Genomic DNA, 15,891 nt, shown 5'->3' with positions numbered 1-15,891 from the left:
TCTATAACCGGTCTGGAGCGAAGCGGGGAGGGGACTATTTGCGAAGAACGTCAGAAGTCGCGTCCGAGGGGACGCGGAAGCTGTAAACGGTCACAGGCCACTGCACCGTCGTCTGCCCGTTCTGGAAGCGTGCGGCCTGATCAAGTTGCGCGGCTGGCACGAAAAGCGTGTTGCCAGACGGGGCCGTGGACAGGGACAGGCCTCCCGGCCATTTCAGGCGGGGATCGGTGATCAGATGATGCGGAATCCGCCCCGGCGTGTAGCTGTCGATGCTTCCGGTGGTGACGTCCGACCAGTAAACCGTGCCGTCAGGACCGACTGTAAGCCCGCCCAGCGCATGGGTTTTATACCAGAGCGTGGCGCTTTCCTGTAACGCCGTGTTCGTCGAATCCGGATCGTCGAACAGGCGTGTGGCGATGCGGTAAAGCGGGCCGCAATAGGACTGCACATACAGCCACTGACCATCCGGGCTGATAGCGATAAGACTCGCATCAATGGCCAGTGGCCGCCCATCCCGCGCTTTCACCGTGCCGGACGGAGTGACGATCGGTCGTTTGGCCGTCAGCCCTTCAACGTGATCGAGAAAACGTCGGGCGACACCACTTTCAAGGTCGATGACCAGAATGCCCGGCACCCCCGAATCCGCGACATAGGCTGTCTGCCCATGCACGGCGATGCCCGCCAGAATGCTGCCGGGCCTGAGCGCATCGGCGGAAACGGGGAAAGAGCGCCTGACCTGACCTGTCGCGGGGGCGATCTGAATCAGCTTGGCTTGGGCTTCCGGCTTGGCCTCACGGTCCGGGACGCCGCTATCGACAAGCCAGAGCGTGCCGTCAGCCACTCGCGTCATGCTCGTTAACGCCACAAAGCGTCGGACCGGGTCGCCGTCCGTCGCATTCCAGCCCGCATCGGGATAGGGGGCAGGTGTGCCACCGACTGTCGCGATGCTGAGTTGTGGACCCGGATTGCCGAGCCAGCGCGGGGCTTCCAGCACCAGCTTACCATCGGGAAGGGCGATGACGGACTCCCAAATCTGAACGGGTGACGTCACGGCGGGAGTCAGATCAGCCGCCGATGCCTCCGGTTTTTCCGGCATGGGCACAGCCAGTGCGGACGGAGAGAACGTCGCCAGCGCGGGAGGCAGGGACAGGCAGGTGACAAGAAGCAGTCGTTTCATGGCGGAGAGTTTCACCCCGTTCATGCCCTTCTGACAACACCTCCCGGCTGCGGTCCTGACGCGCGGAAGGCGCCTGTCAGGCTCATATGCTGTGATGTACGGAAACAGATATTGCAGAATGGTGAACAGGTTCTGATGTCTGTGTGTTCAGCCTGCAAAGGCGAGCGCAACAGGATTGGCCAGCGCCAGTCCTTCCGCCACGGAGACGAACTCGCCACCCAGTTCGACCTTGTCCGCGCCGAAGCGCTGGATGAACAGCGCCCGCACCGCAGGCACAAACGAGGTGCCGCCTGTCAGGAACACCCGGTCGATCTGATCTGGCGTCAGGTTCGAACGCTCAATGGCGAGGTCGATGGCATCTCCGAACTGCGCGAGGTCAGGCGCAATCCAGCGTTCGAAATCGGCCCGCTGGATTGTCTCTTCGATTTGCAGACCCTTCTGCGAGAAACGCAGCACGGCGCTATCTTCCGATGACAAGGTGCGTTTGGCGGCGGAGACTGCATTGTACAGAAGCTGCCCGTTCTGCTCGCGGATCAGTTCGATCAGATTCATCAGCCGTTCAGGCTCGGATGCCGTGCGGGCCACTTCGGCAATCTCGTTCAGAATGCGCGGGGTCCGCATCAGGGACAGGCGATGCCAGCGGGCGAGGGAGGTGTACCATTCGATCGGCACCGGCAGCGGCTCGCCACCCATAATGCGGAACGTGCAGTCACGACCCAGAAAGGGCGCGACCACGTGATCAATGATTCGCGTGTCGAACTGATCTCCGGCCAGCCCGACGCCGGCATAGCCCAGAGCCTGTGTGTGTTGCGCCGAACCGGGCTCGAAGCGCAGGACCGAAAAGTCGCTCGTGCCGCCGCCGAAATCGCCAACCAGCACCGTTGCCGCATGATTGAGGCGATGCGCGAATTTCCACCCGGCAGCTTCAGGCTCCAGCATGATGGAAATCTCCGGAAAACCGGCTTCGGCAAGACTGGTGCGCAGCCGGGCCTCACCAAGATCGTCATCCGCGTTGTCGCCGACAAAACGGACGGGTCGCCCGACCGTTACGGAGCAATCCTGCGGCGCAAGGTCCGCCAGCTTCATCAGTTCCTGAAGGAAAGAGGCCACCAGCGTTTCCAGCGGAACCCGCTGTCCGAAAAGCTGCGTCTCCCGGAAGCTGGCCTGAGCCAGGTAGGATTTCATCGACATGATGAGCCGGGTTTCGGAAGGATCGTCCAGATAGGCTTCGACGGCTCCCTCACCGACGGCGCGCTCAGTCAGACGCCGCCCACCCGTCAGTTCCTGCCACAACGCAAGAAGCGTGCGGCATGTGTCCGCCGTGCTTCCGTCCGGTGTTGGAAAGCGCACGGTACGTGTCGCGCCATCCTCGCTCCGCAGAACGATGACGCTGTTCGTTGTGCCGAAATCAATGCCCAGCCGGACGGAAGCGGAAGAGGAGCCGTTTTTCATGAGCGGGGACTTAAAAGCTGGACTTCCTCCTGTCCACGCCTGACCGTCACGATCTGCGTTTTCTTTTCTTCGTGTCCGACCGCACAGGTCCCGAATTTTTAAGAAAATCCAGCAGAGGCTGGGGCTTTCCGAGACTGTTGCCGCGTCCTTCCTGACAGCCGATGGCCTGTAGAAAATGCAGCGTTTCAGGCGTGTCCACACCGTCGGCACGGGTGTCCAGCCCGAAATCGCTCGCCAGTTGCACCACGGCGCGGGCGATGCTCTGGCCAGCCTGAAGATGGGCCGGGTCTTCGTGGTAGAAGAGGTGGCGGTCCAGCTTTACAGCCGTGAGCAGTCCGGAAAAGCTTCTGTCCCGCAGAAGGGACAGGCTCGTCAGACCCATGCCGAAACCCGAGAGCACGAGTCCGGCTCCCGCGTCCCGTAGGGCGGCGAGCGAGTAAATCAGAATCTCGCTGTCAACGGCGAGGCTCGATTCCGTAAATTCGAAATCCAGCTTCGAAATTTCAAGCGGGTTGCGGGCAAGGATGTCGGCAAGATGGCTCAGCAGGTCTTCGGGAAAAGCGTCCGTCGCCTCGACCGGCAGAGCCAGACGGCAACCTGCCGGAAGTTCGGTCGCGACCCTGCATCCTTCCGATATCAGCGGTAGCCAGACAGGGTCTTTCTGACGGCGCCGGGGCGTCATGCGCCCCGGTGCGAAGGATGGAGGAGGGCAGAGGTCGCCGCCTACAAAAGCCAGGCTCGCAAGAGAAAAGCGCGGTATGATGTTGAAGCTGGCATCGGTCCTTTGTCTCGCGTGCGTGCCTGTCAGATGCGACGTGATACGTTGAGCGGTCTCCGGGCGACCAGAAACGGATGTAACAGGCAAAAAAACTCTCCCGGTAAGGCGGATCACAGGAGAAGGTACAAACAGCAGGTAACTTTCTGGTAAATTATGCTGTTCTGGATGAAAAAGCCGGATACGGAATCCGGCAGCCAGACCGCTCAGGGCAAATCGAGTTTTGTCCGGGTCTCCGGATCAACCGGAATCCCGGTCTCCATCCGATGACGGGCTTCCTGCCATTCACGATCGCCCGGGGCCATGACGGGATGAGCGGAATCAAGGGAAGGTCCATTGCGCAGCAGGCTCAGGTAGCGCGCCATCGCCGTGTCGTAGGAATCGCGGCCGACAAAACGTTCAGGGTCGATGGCGATGACAAAATGACCGACATTCTGACGATTATCCGCCGTCTGCCCGGCATCCGTGCCGACCATCACCGGGTCTGTGTCCGCGCCGGTCATCACGGCTGAGAGAAGGGTGACAAGACCAGCAAGGGCCGCGCCCTTGAAACCGAACGCCTCTCCGCCGAGCGGCTGGAGAAAGGAGGCGCGCTGTGGGTCCAGCGTTGGCGCGCCATGCTCATCCAGCGCAACGCCCGCGGGCAGACCGATGCCGAGCGCCTGATAGAGTTTTACGCGGTTGAAGGGGATGGACGAGGTCGCCATATCGAGAAGCCAGGGATCGGCGTCGCGCACCGGAGCGGCGGCGGCGATCGGATTGGTTCCATGAAACGGAGCAGTACCTGAAAACAGGGAAACGGCCGAGTCCGAGTTGCTCACAACCAGACCGATCATGCCCTCCCGCGCCGCTTCGACCGCATAGGCGCCCGCCGCTCCGAAATGAGTGGAACGATGCACGCCGACAGCGCCGATGCCCGCCTCCCTCGCCAGCAGCATGGCTTCGGACATGGCGCGGTAGCAGGCCGGATGGGCAAGCCCGCTGTCGGCATCCAGCCGGCCTGTCGCAATGGCTGTCCGTGTATAGAGTGGAGCGGGCGTGGGGTTCAGGCCGCCCGAGCGCAGCAGATCGGCGTAGTAGCCCGCGAGACGGACGCCGTGGCTGTCCACGCCAATTCTTGAGGCATGCAGCAGCGCCCGTGCTGTCTCTGCTGCGTCCGAAGGCCGAGCGCCTGCTTCGACAAGTAGAGTCCGCACATGGTGTTCGAGCATTTCCGCGGGATAATGGTGGACACGTGTTTCGTCAGTCACTCAGAGACCTGCTTTCGGTGAAGGGGCGAGGGCGGCACGAGCCTGCTCGCGATCAAGAGAACCATTCCATGCCGCGATGACGACGGGCGCCACGCAGTTTCCGGCGAGATTGCCGACGGCACGGGCGATGCCGATGAACCAGTCGACTGCCAGCAGCAGGACAAGACTGGAGACCGGAATGGAGGGGGCCGCGGCCAGCGTCGCCGCCAGTACCACGATGGCGATGCCCGGCACGCCATGCGCGCCCTTGGAGGTGATGAGAGCCGTGGCAAGCATCGACAGCATCTGCATTGCGGTCAGATGCGTTCCGGTCACGTTGGCGAGGAACACCACCGCGAATCCGAGATAGATCGACAGGGCGTCGAGATTGAGAGAGTAACCCGCAGGCACAACCAGTCCGACGACCTGTCTGGAGACGCCCATGGTTTCCAGCTTGGCCATGATGCTCGGCAGGACTGAATCGGAACTGGTCGTTGCCGTCACGATCAGAAGCTCTTCCCGGAAATAGCGTGCGAAGCGCAGGGGCTGCACCCCGCAGAGAAACAGGCAGCCGCCAAGGATCACCACGATGAAGATGGCGATGGCAAGGAAGTAGAGCACGACAAACGATGCAAGATGCGCGATCGCATCCAGACCATACTGGGCGATGGTCGCGGCGACGGCGCCAAAAACACCGAGCGGGGCTGTGGCGATAATAATCCGCATCATGCGGGAAAAGACTACGGACAGACTGTCTATCAGCCGTGTCACCGGCGCGCCTGCCTCTCCGATATGAGAAAGACAGCAGCCAATCAGGATCGCAAAGAAAAGAATCTGAAGAATATTGCCTTCAGCGAAAGCGGCGACAGGAGAGCGCGGAATCACGCTCAGGATGAAGCCCGTCACGCCCTGCCCATGCAGAAGGCTGGCGTTTCCGGCATAGGAAGAGACCATATGCGCGTCTTCAGCAGTCGGAGCGAAAGGCAGACCACGCCCCGGCTCGATCAGAAGAGCAGCGCCCAGAGAGAGGAACAGCACAAGGGTCGTCATGACTTCGAAATAGATCAGGGCGCGAAGCCCCAGTCTGCCGACAGCGCCTAAAGAACCCGTGCCGGTAATTCCGGTGACGACAATACAGAACAGCAGCGGTCCAACCGCCATCAGGATCAGGCGCAGGAACAGGTCGGCGAGCCAGCGGCATTGCCCGGCAAGATGGGGCAGGAAAAGCCCGGTCAGCACGCCGAGGCAGGTGGCGGCGACCACCTGAACGAAAATGCCCGGCATGCGTCTTGACCCGTGCTGCGGAGATATCGGCGCAGCGGTCTCGGATTTCGTCATGGGCGCCTTTCCGTGTGTTCGATGAAATATAGTGACGGACACGCTGAAGAACACCGTATCCGCGCCGACCTCAGTAGCTCACGTTGATTTTTGCGCCGACAAAGCGGGGGAGGCCCGGAATGACGCCATAGAATGTTGCCTGCGTTCCTCCCGAGAGCCAATAGCGCCGATCGGCAAGATTCTGGCCATAGACCGTGACGGACCAGTGCTGTTTCGGAGCTGCGAAGGTCTGGAAGGAGTTGACGAGGAAGTAGGCTGGAGCGCGATAGATGCCGCCATCGCCGATATGCTGGGGCTGCGTTTGTGCGCCGCGATAGCTGTAATCCGCGTCGTACGTCATTTCGTAGTCTTTCAGGACCTTCCATGTGTAAGTGACGGCGCCGGAAAGCGTGAGGTTGGCGAGACCCATATTGTAGCCGTTATAGTTCGTATTGACCGGCGACCAGACGCCTGTTGAAGCGAACTGCGCCGTGGTCGCGCTACGGTTCAGGCTCTGGAACTGGGAATAAACGCCGTTCTGATAACCAAAGTTCTGCGTCAGGACGAGACCGCGGAACGGGTGCGCCTCAATGTCGAACTCCGCACCGTAAATATAGGAGCGGGGAGCATTCACATAGCCGCCCAGCACACCATAGGGCGGAACCAGAATACTGCCGAGCAACTGCTGGTCCCGATAATCGTAGTAGAAACCGGCGGCGTTGAAGCGCAGGCGTCGGTCGAACAGCATGGTCTTGAAACCGCCTTCATAGGTCAGGACCTGTTCAGGCTTGAACGGTTTGAGCTGGCTGGACTGTTGTGTGATGTTCGCCGAGAAACCGCCGGGTTTGAAGCCGCGCGAGAACATGACATATCCCATGATATTGCGTGTGAACTGGTATTGCGCGCCAACACGTCCCGCAAACTGGTTGGTCAGTGCGCCGAAGTTTCCGAAATTCTGAGACTTTATGGCCGCGCCGGTGTTCAGATTGTAATCGGTGCTCGTGACGTTCAGCATCTGCCGGTCGTCGGACTCATGGCTGATCGCGCCGATCAATGTCAGCTTCGGCAGGATACGGTAGGAAAGCTGCACATACTGATTGAAGTTCTGCTGATTCTGGCTGTAGGCCGTCTGATTGAGGGGCGTGGTTCCAGGGCGGTCGGATGAATCGTACCAGAAGCTCTGAGCCATGCGGGAACGACTGTAATACATCCCCGCCTCCCAGTGGAAACGGGCATGCGTGTCGAGAGATTCCAGCTTGATGTCCTGCGAGAACACGTTCGACTGGTTGTTTCGGAACATGTTGCCGTAAGCTGCAACGGAATTTGTCTGGTTTGTCAGCTCATGCTCATCCACGGCCTCGTAGGCGCTGATCGTCCACAGACGGCCCCAACTGAAATCTCTGGTGAAGCGGACATTGGCTCCCCAGAACAGATTGTCTTCTCTTGGTTTCTGATTTTTTCCATTTATGCCAAGTATTTTGGCAAAACGTGGGTCAAGTCCCCATTCCGTTTCCATGAGGTCTGAAGTGATCGGCACGCCATAGCTGTTGTACAGATTATGTCCCGATGAGGCTTCCGACTGATCGGTCGTCCAGTGACCGCCGATATCAAGCGTGGAAGCGTCGTCGATTTGCCAGCGCAGCTTGCCCCGGAGCGCGCCAATATTGGCGTTGCCGTAGCCTTGGCCTTTCGAATTGTGCTGGTAGCCACCTCCCGTCAGGGACTGACCGGCAAGTCGGAAGGAAACAGAGCGGGAGATCGGTCCCGAAACAAAACCTTCCACGCGGTTTCTGCCGTAACTGGCTATGTCTTCCGTCAGTCCGGCATGAAATTGCGGCGTCGGATCACCCGTATGAAAGTTGATTTCCCCGCCCGTGGTGGATTGTCCATGCGTGAAGCCTGATGGACCGGGCGCAATGGAAATATCATCCATGTCGAACAGCATGCCGGATGTCATGATGCTGATGGGATAGGCCACTCCGTCAACATAAGGCATGACGGAAGGGGTGTTGTTCTGTGTGAAATCCATAAGACCGACACCACGCAATGCGAAATTCAGAGCCGCACTGCCGAAGGATGGCTGGATGGTCAGGTTGGGAGCTATCCGGACGATATCGGTCATCTGACGGATATTCCGGTTCTGGAGCTCTTTTCGGGAAATAACGGTTTCGGAATGCGCTTCATGCTGTCCCGCGCCCGTTACGCCACGCCGGGAGACAACATGGACGCTTTCAGCGCTGCTGGCCGGAGAATTTATGCTGTGCGGGAGTCTGCTCCGCACGTTCGATTTCGCAGGATGATGAATAACAGGCTGTGCTGCAAAGGAATTTTCAGAGATGAACGGAATGGCCAGAAGAGGCGTGGACAGCAGAATTGTGCGGAAAGAAAGCAGACGGCGGGTAGGGACACAGGACATCAGGCGTCTCCGGATCATGGGAGTCAACTCAGCGGGAAATGCCCTGATTCAACATCGCGGCACATCTTGTATACCAGATATAATACGAGAACGTAATATTCCACATAAAAACGTATCGAATACGAAATATATTTGAGGCGGTTTGATAGGGTGTGGGAGTCGCCGCCGGGAGGCGGCCCGCTCCGCGCTTGCCCGTTTTCCGGGAGAGGTCCATAGCTCTCACATGCAGGAACACAAGACAGAAACTCTGCCTGTCGCGGGCAACCTCATCGAGCATCGTGTCATTCAGGCCGTGCTCTCCGGGCAGATTTCACCCGGCGAGCGGCTTGGTGAGAAGGAACTTGGCGAGATTTTCGGTGTTTCCCGTACGCGCGTGCGTGAGGCCATGATGCGGCTCAGCAGCAGGGGAATCGTAGCCGTCTCTCCGAGACGCGGCTGGTTTGTCATCGAACCTACAGTAGAGGAAGCGCGTGAGACGATAGAGGCCCGCCGGGCGGTGGAGGTCGGGTTTCTCTTGATGCAGAAAAGCATCCGGCCGGAAGCGATCCGGCAACTGGAAGCGCATGTGGCCGAACAGCAGAAAGCCATCGATGAGGACGATTTTGCACAGCGCAGTTACCTGCTGGGGCATTTCCACGTCTACCTCGCGGAGGCGTTGGGCAATTCCGTTCTGGCCGGTATTCTGGAAGAACTCACCACACGGACGGTCCTGATCGCGGCGCTTTATCAGCCGACTGAAGACGCCCAGTGTTCCTGCGACAATCACCGCCGTCTCATCAGCGCAATGGCGGAAGGTCACATGGAAGAAGCGATCCGGATCATGAACGAGCATTTGACCCGTCTTGAAAGGGTGCTGAATGTGCGTTCAGGGAACAAACGTTCAGGCCAGTCTGCGGGATAAGAAATACTTTCCAGACAGGAAACCCGATGTTGCAAGATGGCTTCCGCAGACAGGCGGGCCGAAACATGACGGGTGCGGAAAGCGGGGAAAACAGACTGCTTCAGCCATAAAAAAGCCCCGTCGCAGAACGACAGGGCTTTTCCGCACGCTGGCCGGAAACTGTTTTCCCGATCAGCGCTTCATGAGACCAAGAAAAATCAGACGAGAGCCTGCTTCAGGGCCGCTGTCAGTTCCTTCGTGCCGGCTTCGCCGCCCATGTCACGGGTGCGAACCTTGCCGCTCGTGATCAGGTTCTTGATGGCCGCGTCGATCCGGTCGGCCAGATCGTCACGACGGATGTGACGCAGCATCATCACCGCAGCCAGCAGCAGAGCCAGCGGGTTGGCGAGGTTCTTGCCTGCGATATCAGGAGCGGAGCCATGCACCGCCTCGAAGATCGCGGCTTTTTCGCCGATGTTCGCGCCCGGCGCGAGACCAAGACCACCGACAAGACCGGCTGCCTGATCGGAGAGAATATCGCCGAACAGGTTGGTCGTGACGATCACGTCGAACTGCCACGGGTTGGTCACCAGACGCATGGCGGCGGCATCGACGATGCTCTCGTCAACGGCGACCTTGCCCTCATATTCCTTTGCGACCTTGCGGCCTTCCTCAAGGAACATACCGCTCATCAGCTTGATGATGTTGGCCTTGTGAACCAGCGTCACTTTCTTGCGACCGTTCTTCACGGCGTAGTCGAACGCGAAGCGGACGATGCGTGCGCACTCCTTGCGGGAGACGTAGCCGCCGCTGATCGCCATGCCCTTCGGGTCGCCATCGGATGGGACGATGTGTTCCATCGCGGCATAATAGCCTTCGAGGTTTTCGCGGACGATGACCAGATCGATGTCTTCGTAACGACCGCCGGGAATGATTGTCTTGGTCGGACGGAGGTTGGCGTAGAGGCCGAACTCCTGCCGCATCGTGACGTTGATGGACTTGAAGCCGCCACCGCTCGGGGTGGTCAGCGGGCCCTTGAGGGCGAGGCCGGTCCTGCGGATGCTCTCAAGAGTGTCTTTCGGAAGAGGATCGTTGACCGCATCAACCCCGGCCATGCCAGCAATGTGGCGTTCCCACGCAAACGGAGCACCAACGGCATCGAGGATTTCGACCACCGAGTCCATAATCTCGGGGCCGATACCATCGCCCGGAATAAGGGTGGCGGGGATAGTTTTGCTGTTCGTCATCATGAACTCCCTATACATCCGCTGCCCCTTCTGCCCCGCATTGAGAGCCAGCGCGATACGCAATTGCGTGTTGTCACTTCCTCTTGATGGGAGAGCAGGCATGCGCCAGCCACGTTGCTGCCTCCCCGGAGAGCAGGGGACCAACCTCCGCAAGCACTCTGGCGTGATAAGAATCAAGCAAATCCAAGGCTTCCGGCCCCATAACCGCCGGATCAACCAGATGACGGTCGAAAGGAGCGAGAGTCAGCGTTTCGAACTCAAGAAAGTTTCGTCCGTCCTGTCCGACCTCAGAGGTTCTGACCATCTCCAGAGTCTCCAGCCGGATTCCGAACGATCCCGGACGGTAGTAACCGGGCTCGTTGGACAGAATCATGCCTGCTTCCAGAGGCACAGTGCTCGGCAGCTTCGAGATGCGCTGCGGTCCCTCATGCACGGAAAGATAGCTCCCCACTCCGTGTCCGGTGCCGTGGTCGAAATCCAGCCCGCCCTGCCACAGCGCATAACGCGCCACACCATCAAGCGCACTGCCGGTGGTGCCGGCAGGAAAGCGTGCCCGCCCCAGAGACAGATTGCCTTTCAGCACGCGACTGAAAGCCTCCCGGAGCGCGGAAGGAGGTTCATCCGGTCCTGTCCACACCGTGCGGGTGATGTCCGTCGTTCCATCCGGATACTGCGCGCCGCTATCTACAAGATAGACCGTGTTCGCGCCAAGGAGGCGGCTGGTCTCCGGCGTGACGCGGTAATGGATGATGGCCCCGTTCGGTCCGGCGCCTGAGATCGTATCGAAGGAATCGTCACGATATTCCGGCGCTTCAGCCCGGAAGGTCTGGAGGCGCTCCACCAGTTCCAGTTCGGTCGAGCCAGCGGCATGGGTGTCCAGCCAGTGCAGGAACCGGCAGACGGCAACGGCGTCACGCAGATGGGCGGCGCGGGCCCCCTGCTGTTCGACGGTATTCTTCCGGGCGCGGGGCAGGGCGCAGGGATCGACTGCGTCCACGATGGTCGCTCCCGCGTCCTCCAGCGTCTGGCTGAACCAGACCGGTGTCGCGGCAGGATCGACGGCAATCGTCTGCCCCTTCAATGCGCGAAGGGAGTCTTCCAGTCTGTCTGGGGAAAGGAGGGTCACATCGTCGCCAAGCCAGTCACGAAGCTCAGGCGTAATCTTTGCCCCGTCCACAAACAGATCGACCTGCCCATTGCTGTGCAGGACGGCAAAGGAAAGCACTACAGGCGTGTGCGGCACGTCGGTCCCGCGAATGTTCAGCAGCCACGCGACTGATGTGCAGTCGGCGATGATGGCTGCGGCCCATCCATTTTTTGCGAGTTGCGTGCCGAGACTGTGTCGTTTGTCCGCGCTGGTCTGTCCGGAAAATTCCAGCGGATGAATTCGTGCCTGAGCGGAGGGAGGCGCAGGGCGATCGGTCCAGATGACATCGACCAGATTGAAGGCTGTCGGGATAAATGTGACCGCATCCGTCTGAAGAGCCAGCAGCGCGGAGCGGCTGACGATGCGCGGATCGTAGCCGATCCGGGCCTTTGCTGGGGCGTTCTTTTCAAGCCAGCCACGAGGCGGGGCTTCCGTTATATGGTGACGCTCCCACAGGACGCCATCGACCTGATCGTCCATCTGGGTGATGTAGCGTCCATCGGAAAAGACGGCGGCCCTGTCAGAGAGAACAATGGCCAGTCCCGCGCTGCCCGTAAAACCGCTGATCCATGCCATCCGCTCGGCGCAGGCCGGAACATATTCCCCCAGATATTCATCGCTGCGCGGGATGATCAGCCCGTCCAGAGAGTGCTCTTTCAACAGGGCGCGCAGGGACTGAAGACGGTCTCTCATCCTGTCGGATGTGGAACGGGTGGTGGTCTCTGTCAACGGGCTCTCCTCTGTCTCCTCACACGACTGGAAACTGTCCCGCAATTCTGCCGTGGTCCGTCCGCAAACTATAAGGAGGTTTTGCTCTCATGATTGATTGCGAGAGAGTGTGCCGAGGGGATGTTTCGGTGCGGTTTTGTTGATGTGGAAATAATATTCCGAATTCATTCTGTATAGTGTTATATAAAATAAGGGGTTTCTCCAAATAAATCTGGCTGATTGGAGATCGGATTTCTGTCGCCACCCCCATCTGGAAAGCGTCACCCTCTCAGGAGAAAGTAAACGCAATCCTATGGGCGCAGACCGGTGGAGCCTACGGTGTCGCTCTATGTGTCGTTCTGCCGGTAGCCTTGCTCGGGAAGTGCTCAGAGGGCGTGGTCGAAACCGGATCAGGTGACGGGCTGAGCCACGCAGGCAATATCTGAGACGCCGCCGATGTCGATTCGTCCGGTCCCTGCGGCATGGATGTGCCTGATTTGATCCTGAAAGGAGCCTCTGGCGCGGTGGTGGTCGATGGGGCCATCTCATCCTCATTCGGCGTCTGAACCGGAGCGGGGGGCTCGGCGCTCGGAACCGGCTCGGGCTGAGCGGGGACGGGCTGCACAACCGGCTCAGAGCGGCTCGGAGGGGCGCTGACCGGTGCGGGAGAGTGCGGAATGGCTGGTGCAACGGCGGGAAGAGCCGGTGGCGGGGCAACCGGTGCCGCTTGCGCCGGAACTGCCACGGGGAGCGGGCTGGGAACTGCGGCAGGCGGCGTTATCGGTGCCCGCTGCGGCGCAGGGACCTGTGTGGCGTCCGGAACCGGGTTAATGGCGGACGGCGTCTCTTCCGGAGAACTGACGGAAGCCGGAGTGGGAGATTTGACCGCTGAGGGTTTGGCCGTTGAGAGTCTGGCTGGTCCACGCAGGCCAGACGCCATGCCACCGACAGAAGCGGAGGGGGCGGGAAGCGAAGGTGATGCAGCAGGTTGAGGCTTCTCGTGAGCGTCATGCCATGAGGCTCCATCGAACCAGCCCCGCCAGTGTCCATATTGATCATACCAGCCGAGATGACCGGCATGATGGCCCATCGTCCATCCGTCTTCATAGCCGGTGGGGCGGTAGTTGTACTGGGCGTAACAGCCTTCAAGCGCCAATGCGGTCAGCAGCATGGCCGCAATCTGTCCTGTTCGCATGGCGCACTCGTTCTCCTGAGCGTGTTCTCTTGATCTCGGGTTGGACCAGAGACGGCGCGCAAGAGCAAGGGGGGCAGCATATTCAAAGGCCGGTTTTCAGGCGATTCTCCGGAAAAGGAAGTGTCCCGGCGCAGAGCTCCGGGCTCTCCTCAGTCTCTTCTGAAGTCTCTTCTGATCGCGGGACAGGACGAAATAGCGTCAGCCTGCCCTGTAACGTTGGAATATCGACACATTCCTGTTTCGATTTTACTGTGACTTTATTGTTCAGGTTATTCACTGAATTCAGGAGAAACACCGTGCCGCGCTCTGTAACAGTCCGGGGACTTGTCGCTGTATTGCTGTGCTCGGCGCTGATCGCCTGCTCCGCGGAAAAGGCAATAATACGGGACCATAATTCGCCGCATACCGAACAGATTGAAAAAGAGATCAATCTTGATGAGGACGCTGCCGGCCCTCCCAAAGGAGACCTGTCGGAAATGCCGCAATCGCGCAGCACTCAGGACAAAAACTGACAGCAGAATGGAAAGGACAGTCTTGCTCGATCTGAGCGACATCCGAGAGGCAGTTCGAACGGATGTCGCCCTAACGGCTTCGGACGGGTGCTTTCTTTGGGTGCTGATACAGATAATGACGTCTGGATTCCGCCATAAGACACCGGCCACGGGCGGTCCGGTCCGAGATTTCGTTACAACTGTGTAGCTTTCTCTGGTCCCGCCGGATCTCCTGATGAGGTGACAGCCGGGTAGGGCCGGAACATGCCGCAAGCAGACACAGAACCGACGTCATCAGCAGCAGGCGAAAGGAAACGGTTGTAAAAGTCATGGTTCCCGGACCGGAGTTCAATCGGAAGGCGGAAGCCTTTCTCCACCCTGTCTAGAACAGTCCCGGTTCAAATGAAAACACCGGCATATGGGAACGTGCTCTGAAAATAACAGGCTGATCGAATCTGAATGTTGTGTAATCCGTGAAGAAATCCAGCCACAATCCGGCAGTAATGGAGTGGTGTGTTCTTCCGGTTTGACGATATTATCATTGTGGCATGTATCACTGACTGGATGTGCTGTGGTGTGTGCAGGTACCGTCAACCGTCTGGGTGTTCGCGTGAGCGCGTGCCCCGGCTACCTCCCGGAGGCCCGCCCGCTACGCCATCCCTGTATCAGTATTGTGTGACGCAGGGGGTGAAGCTGACAAAGGCGCGTCCATGTTCTGGCATCCACGAACCGGGCGTCAGAGAAGCTCTGTACAGGCACGATTCGTGCGGGTGATGTATTCCTGCCCAATGGCGTGATGGGAAGAACGAGGCTTACGCTGTGGTTGTTCGGAGATATTCACTATAGCCTGCGTTCAGACGAACAGCAGCTTCTATGCGCGGATGTCGGGCCATCCGTTGAAACCCCTGGTCGGAGTGAGAGGATTCGAACCTCCGGCCCCTGCGTCCCGAACACAGTGCTCTACCAGGCTGAGCTACACTCCGATTGGGTGCGGGCCTAATAGCGCCCCTCGTGCTTGACTGCAAGAGCCGAAATATCATCGAGCCCCTGAAGGGGCGTTTATTTTCGCCCTGATACTGGAAATTTACAGCCTTGCTGTCGCTTCGGAAGCATCATGGCCGGAAGAGTGGGTCACAAGCTCCAGACGGTGCAGGGCCGCTTCCACGTCGGACACCACTTCAATCAACGCCCGCGCCTCGGTCGAGGCGAAGCCCTGACTGACCGCCTCGTCCAGCATCGCAAGCACGCCCTGCGCCCAGTTTTCGACATTGACGACAAGGATGGGCTTGGAATGCAACTGGAGCTGCCGCCAGGTCAGAATTTCCATCAGCTCGTCAAAGGTTCCGAAACCGCCTGGAAGAATGAGAAATGCGTCAGCGATGGCAAACATCTTCTGTTTGCGTGTGTGCATGGAATCCGTGACGACCAGCTCCGTCACGCCATGATGCATGACCTCACGCGATTCAAGGAATTCGGGGATGATGCCGGTGACACGCCCGCCCGCCTGTATCGCGGCATCCGCCACGACGCCCATCAGACCCACATAGCCACCGCCATAGACCAGATGGATGCCAGCCCGGGCCAGTCCGGTTCCCACGGCTTCCGCAGCGTCCCTGTAAGCTGGCAGATTTCCAAAACGGGAGCCGCAAAAGACAGCGGCGGCATTGATGCGGGCAGACATGCAGGTAACTCTCCATGACGTGTCAGGCGTTTTTCTCCGGCTCAGCCGTCACTCGACAGCCGCCGTCTTTCCATAAGGTCATGATACAGCTTCATACCTTTACGCCAAGTCACTCAACGCCGTATTCCCGACGATCATTTCTGCGGGGAGGCTTTTCTGCCGCACGGAGCGTCTCG

Annotated in this window: 12 protein-coding genes and 1 tRNA gene; 2 read left to right on the top strand and 11 right to left on the bottom strand. The window is 59.4% G+C overall.

All coding sequences use genetic code 11. From position 1 onward, the window contains the following. Nucleotides 1–34: 34 nt before the first annotated feature. The 6 genes from LKE90_RS10150 to LKE90_RS10125 all read right to left on the bottom strand — a co-directional run bounded on the left by LKE90_RS10150 (nucleotide 35) and on the right by LKE90_RS10125 (nucleotide 8,366). Complete coding sequence (locus LKE90_RS10150; protein WP_291493602.1) at nucleotides 35–1,201, bottom strand: SMP-30/gluconolactonase/LRE family protein; 1,167 nt, start codon at nucleotides 1,199–1,201, stop codon at nucleotides 35–37. Nucleotides 1,202–1,324: 123 nt separating this feature from the next. After that, complete coding sequence (locus LKE90_RS10145; RefSeq protein ID WP_291493604.1) at nucleotides 1,325–2,629, bottom strand: Hsp70 family protein; 1,305 nt, start codon at nucleotides 2,627–2,629, stop codon at nucleotides 1,325–1,327. A 46-nt stretch (nucleotides 2,630–2,675) separates the two neighbouring features. After that, nucleotides 2,676–3,494: an EAL domain-containing protein gene (locus tag LKE90_RS10140; RefSeq protein ID WP_291493606.1), complete on the bottom strand. Its 819-nt coding sequence runs from the start codon at nucleotides 3,492–3,494 to the stop codon at nucleotides 2,676–2,678. A gap of 116 nt (nucleotides 3,495–3,610) precedes the next feature. Continuing rightward, complete coding sequence (locus LKE90_RS10135; RefSeq protein ID WP_291493608.1) at nucleotides 3,611–4,654, bottom strand: Ldh family oxidoreductase; 1,044 nt, start codon at nucleotides 4,652–4,654, stop codon at nucleotides 3,611–3,613. After that, nucleotides 4,655–5,917, bottom strand: coding sequence for a cation:dicarboxylate symporter family transporter (locus tag LKE90_RS10130; RefSeq protein WP_291493769.1), 1,263 nt, complete (start codon nucleotides 5,915–5,917; stop codon nucleotides 4,655–4,657). It lies immediately after the preceding gene. A 124-nt stretch (nucleotides 5,918–6,041) separates the two neighbouring features. After that, complete coding sequence (locus LKE90_RS10125) at nucleotides 6,042–8,366, bottom strand: TonB-dependent receptor (protein WP_291493610.1); 2,325 nt, start codon at nucleotides 8,364–8,366, stop codon at nucleotides 6,042–6,044. A 223-nt stretch (nucleotides 8,367–8,589) separates the two neighbouring features. Here LKE90_RS10125 and LKE90_RS10120 point away from each other — a divergent pair, with 223 nt between their 5' ends. After that, nucleotides 8,590–9,267, top strand: a complete 678-nt coding sequence (locus LKE90_RS10120; protein ID WP_291493612.1) for a GntR family transcriptional regulator — start codon at nucleotides 8,590–8,592, stop codon at nucleotides 9,265–9,267. Between the two features lie 197 nt (nucleotides 9,268–9,464). On the opposite strand, the gene LKE90_RS10115 is transcribed toward LKE90_RS10120, so the two are convergent. From LKE90_RS10115 to LKE90_RS10105, 3 genes are all read right to left on the bottom strand, one after another. Continuing rightward, complete coding sequence (locus LKE90_RS10115; RefSeq protein WP_291493771.1) at nucleotides 9,465–10,496, bottom strand: isocitrate/isopropylmalate dehydrogenase family protein; 1,032 nt, start codon at nucleotides 10,494–10,496, stop codon at nucleotides 9,465–9,467. A 70-nt stretch (nucleotides 10,497–10,566) separates the two neighbouring features. Beyond that, nucleotides 10,567–12,333 (bottom strand): aminopeptidase P family protein, encoded by a 1,767-nt coding sequence (locus LKE90_RS10110; RefSeq protein WP_291493773.1) that lies wholly within the window; start codon nucleotides 12,331–12,333, stop codon nucleotides 10,567–10,569. Between the two features lie 349 nt (nucleotides 12,334–12,682). Continuing rightward, a complete protein-coding gene (locus LKE90_RS10105; RefSeq protein ID WP_291493614.1) occupies nucleotides 12,683–13,543 on the bottom strand; it encodes a hypothetical protein in 861 nt (286 codons plus the stop codon). A gap of 296 nt (nucleotides 13,544–13,839) precedes the next feature. Here LKE90_RS10105 and LKE90_RS10100 point away from each other — a divergent pair, with 296 nt between their 5' ends. After that, the gene (locus LKE90_RS10100) at nucleotides 13,840–14,055 is read left to right on the top strand and encodes a hypothetical protein (RefSeq protein ID WP_291493615.1); all 216 of its coding nucleotides are present in this window, start codon (nucleotides 13,840–13,842) and stop codon (nucleotides 14,053–14,055) included. An 885-nt stretch (nucleotides 14,056–14,940) separates the two neighbouring features. Here the strand turns inward: LKE90_RS10100 and LKE90_RS10095 are convergent. Both LKE90_RS10095 and LKE90_RS10090 read right to left on the bottom strand, forming a co-directional pair. After that, nucleotides 14,941–15,017 (bottom strand) — tRNA-Pro (locus LKE90_RS10095). 101 nt (nucleotides 15,018–15,118) lie between these two features. Next, nucleotides 15,119–15,715, bottom strand: a complete 597-nt coding sequence (locus LKE90_RS10090; protein ID WP_291493617.1) for a TIGR00730 family Rossman fold protein — start codon at nucleotides 15,713–15,715, stop codon at nucleotides 15,119–15,121. Between the last annotated feature and the right edge of the window lie 176 nt (nucleotides 15,716–15,891).

The sequence above is a fragment of the Acetobacter sp. genome (genome assembly GCF_022483985.1).
In the GTDB taxonomy this organism is placed as follows: domain Bacteria; phylum Pseudomonadota; class Alphaproteobacteria; order Acetobacterales; family Acetobacteraceae; genus Acetobacter.
This window is presented reverse-complemented; position numbering and strand designations above follow the sequence as displayed.

Coding starts and splice junctions, on each gene's coding strand:
- LKE90_RS10120 (WP_291493612.1), top strand. CDS start 8,590: ATGCAGGAACACAAGACAGAAACTCTGCCTGTCGCGGGCAACCTCATC.
- LKE90_RS10105 (WP_291493614.1), bottom strand. CDS start 13,543: ATGCGAACAGGACAGATTGCGGCCATGCTGCTGACCGCATTGGCGCTT.
- LKE90_RS10115 (WP_291493771.1), bottom strand. CDS start 10,496: ATGATGACGAACAGCAAAACTATCCCCGCCACCCTTATTCCGGGCGAT.
- LKE90_RS10110 (WP_291493773.1), bottom strand. CDS start 12,333: ATGAGAGACCGTCTTCAGTCCCTGCGCGCCCTGTTGAAAGAGCACTCT.
- LKE90_RS10130 (WP_291493769.1), bottom strand. CDS start 5,917: ATGCCGGGCATTTTCGTTCAGGTGGTCGCCGCCACCTGCCTCGGCGTG.
- LKE90_RS10125 (WP_291493610.1), bottom strand. CDS start 8,366: ATGTCCTGTGTCCCTACCCGCCGTCTGCTTTCTTTCCGCACAATTCTG.
- LKE90_RS10090 (WP_291493617.1), bottom strand. CDS start 15,715: ATGTCTGCCCGCATCAATGCCGCCGCTGTCTTTTGCGGCTCCCGTTTT.
- LKE90_RS10145 (WP_291493604.1), bottom strand. CDS start 2,629: ATGAAAAACGGCTCCTCTTCCGCTTCCGTCCGGCTGGGCATTGATTTC.
- LKE90_RS10150 (WP_291493602.1), bottom strand. CDS start 1,201: ATGAACGGGGTGAAACTCTCCGCCATGAAACGACTGCTTCTTGTCACC.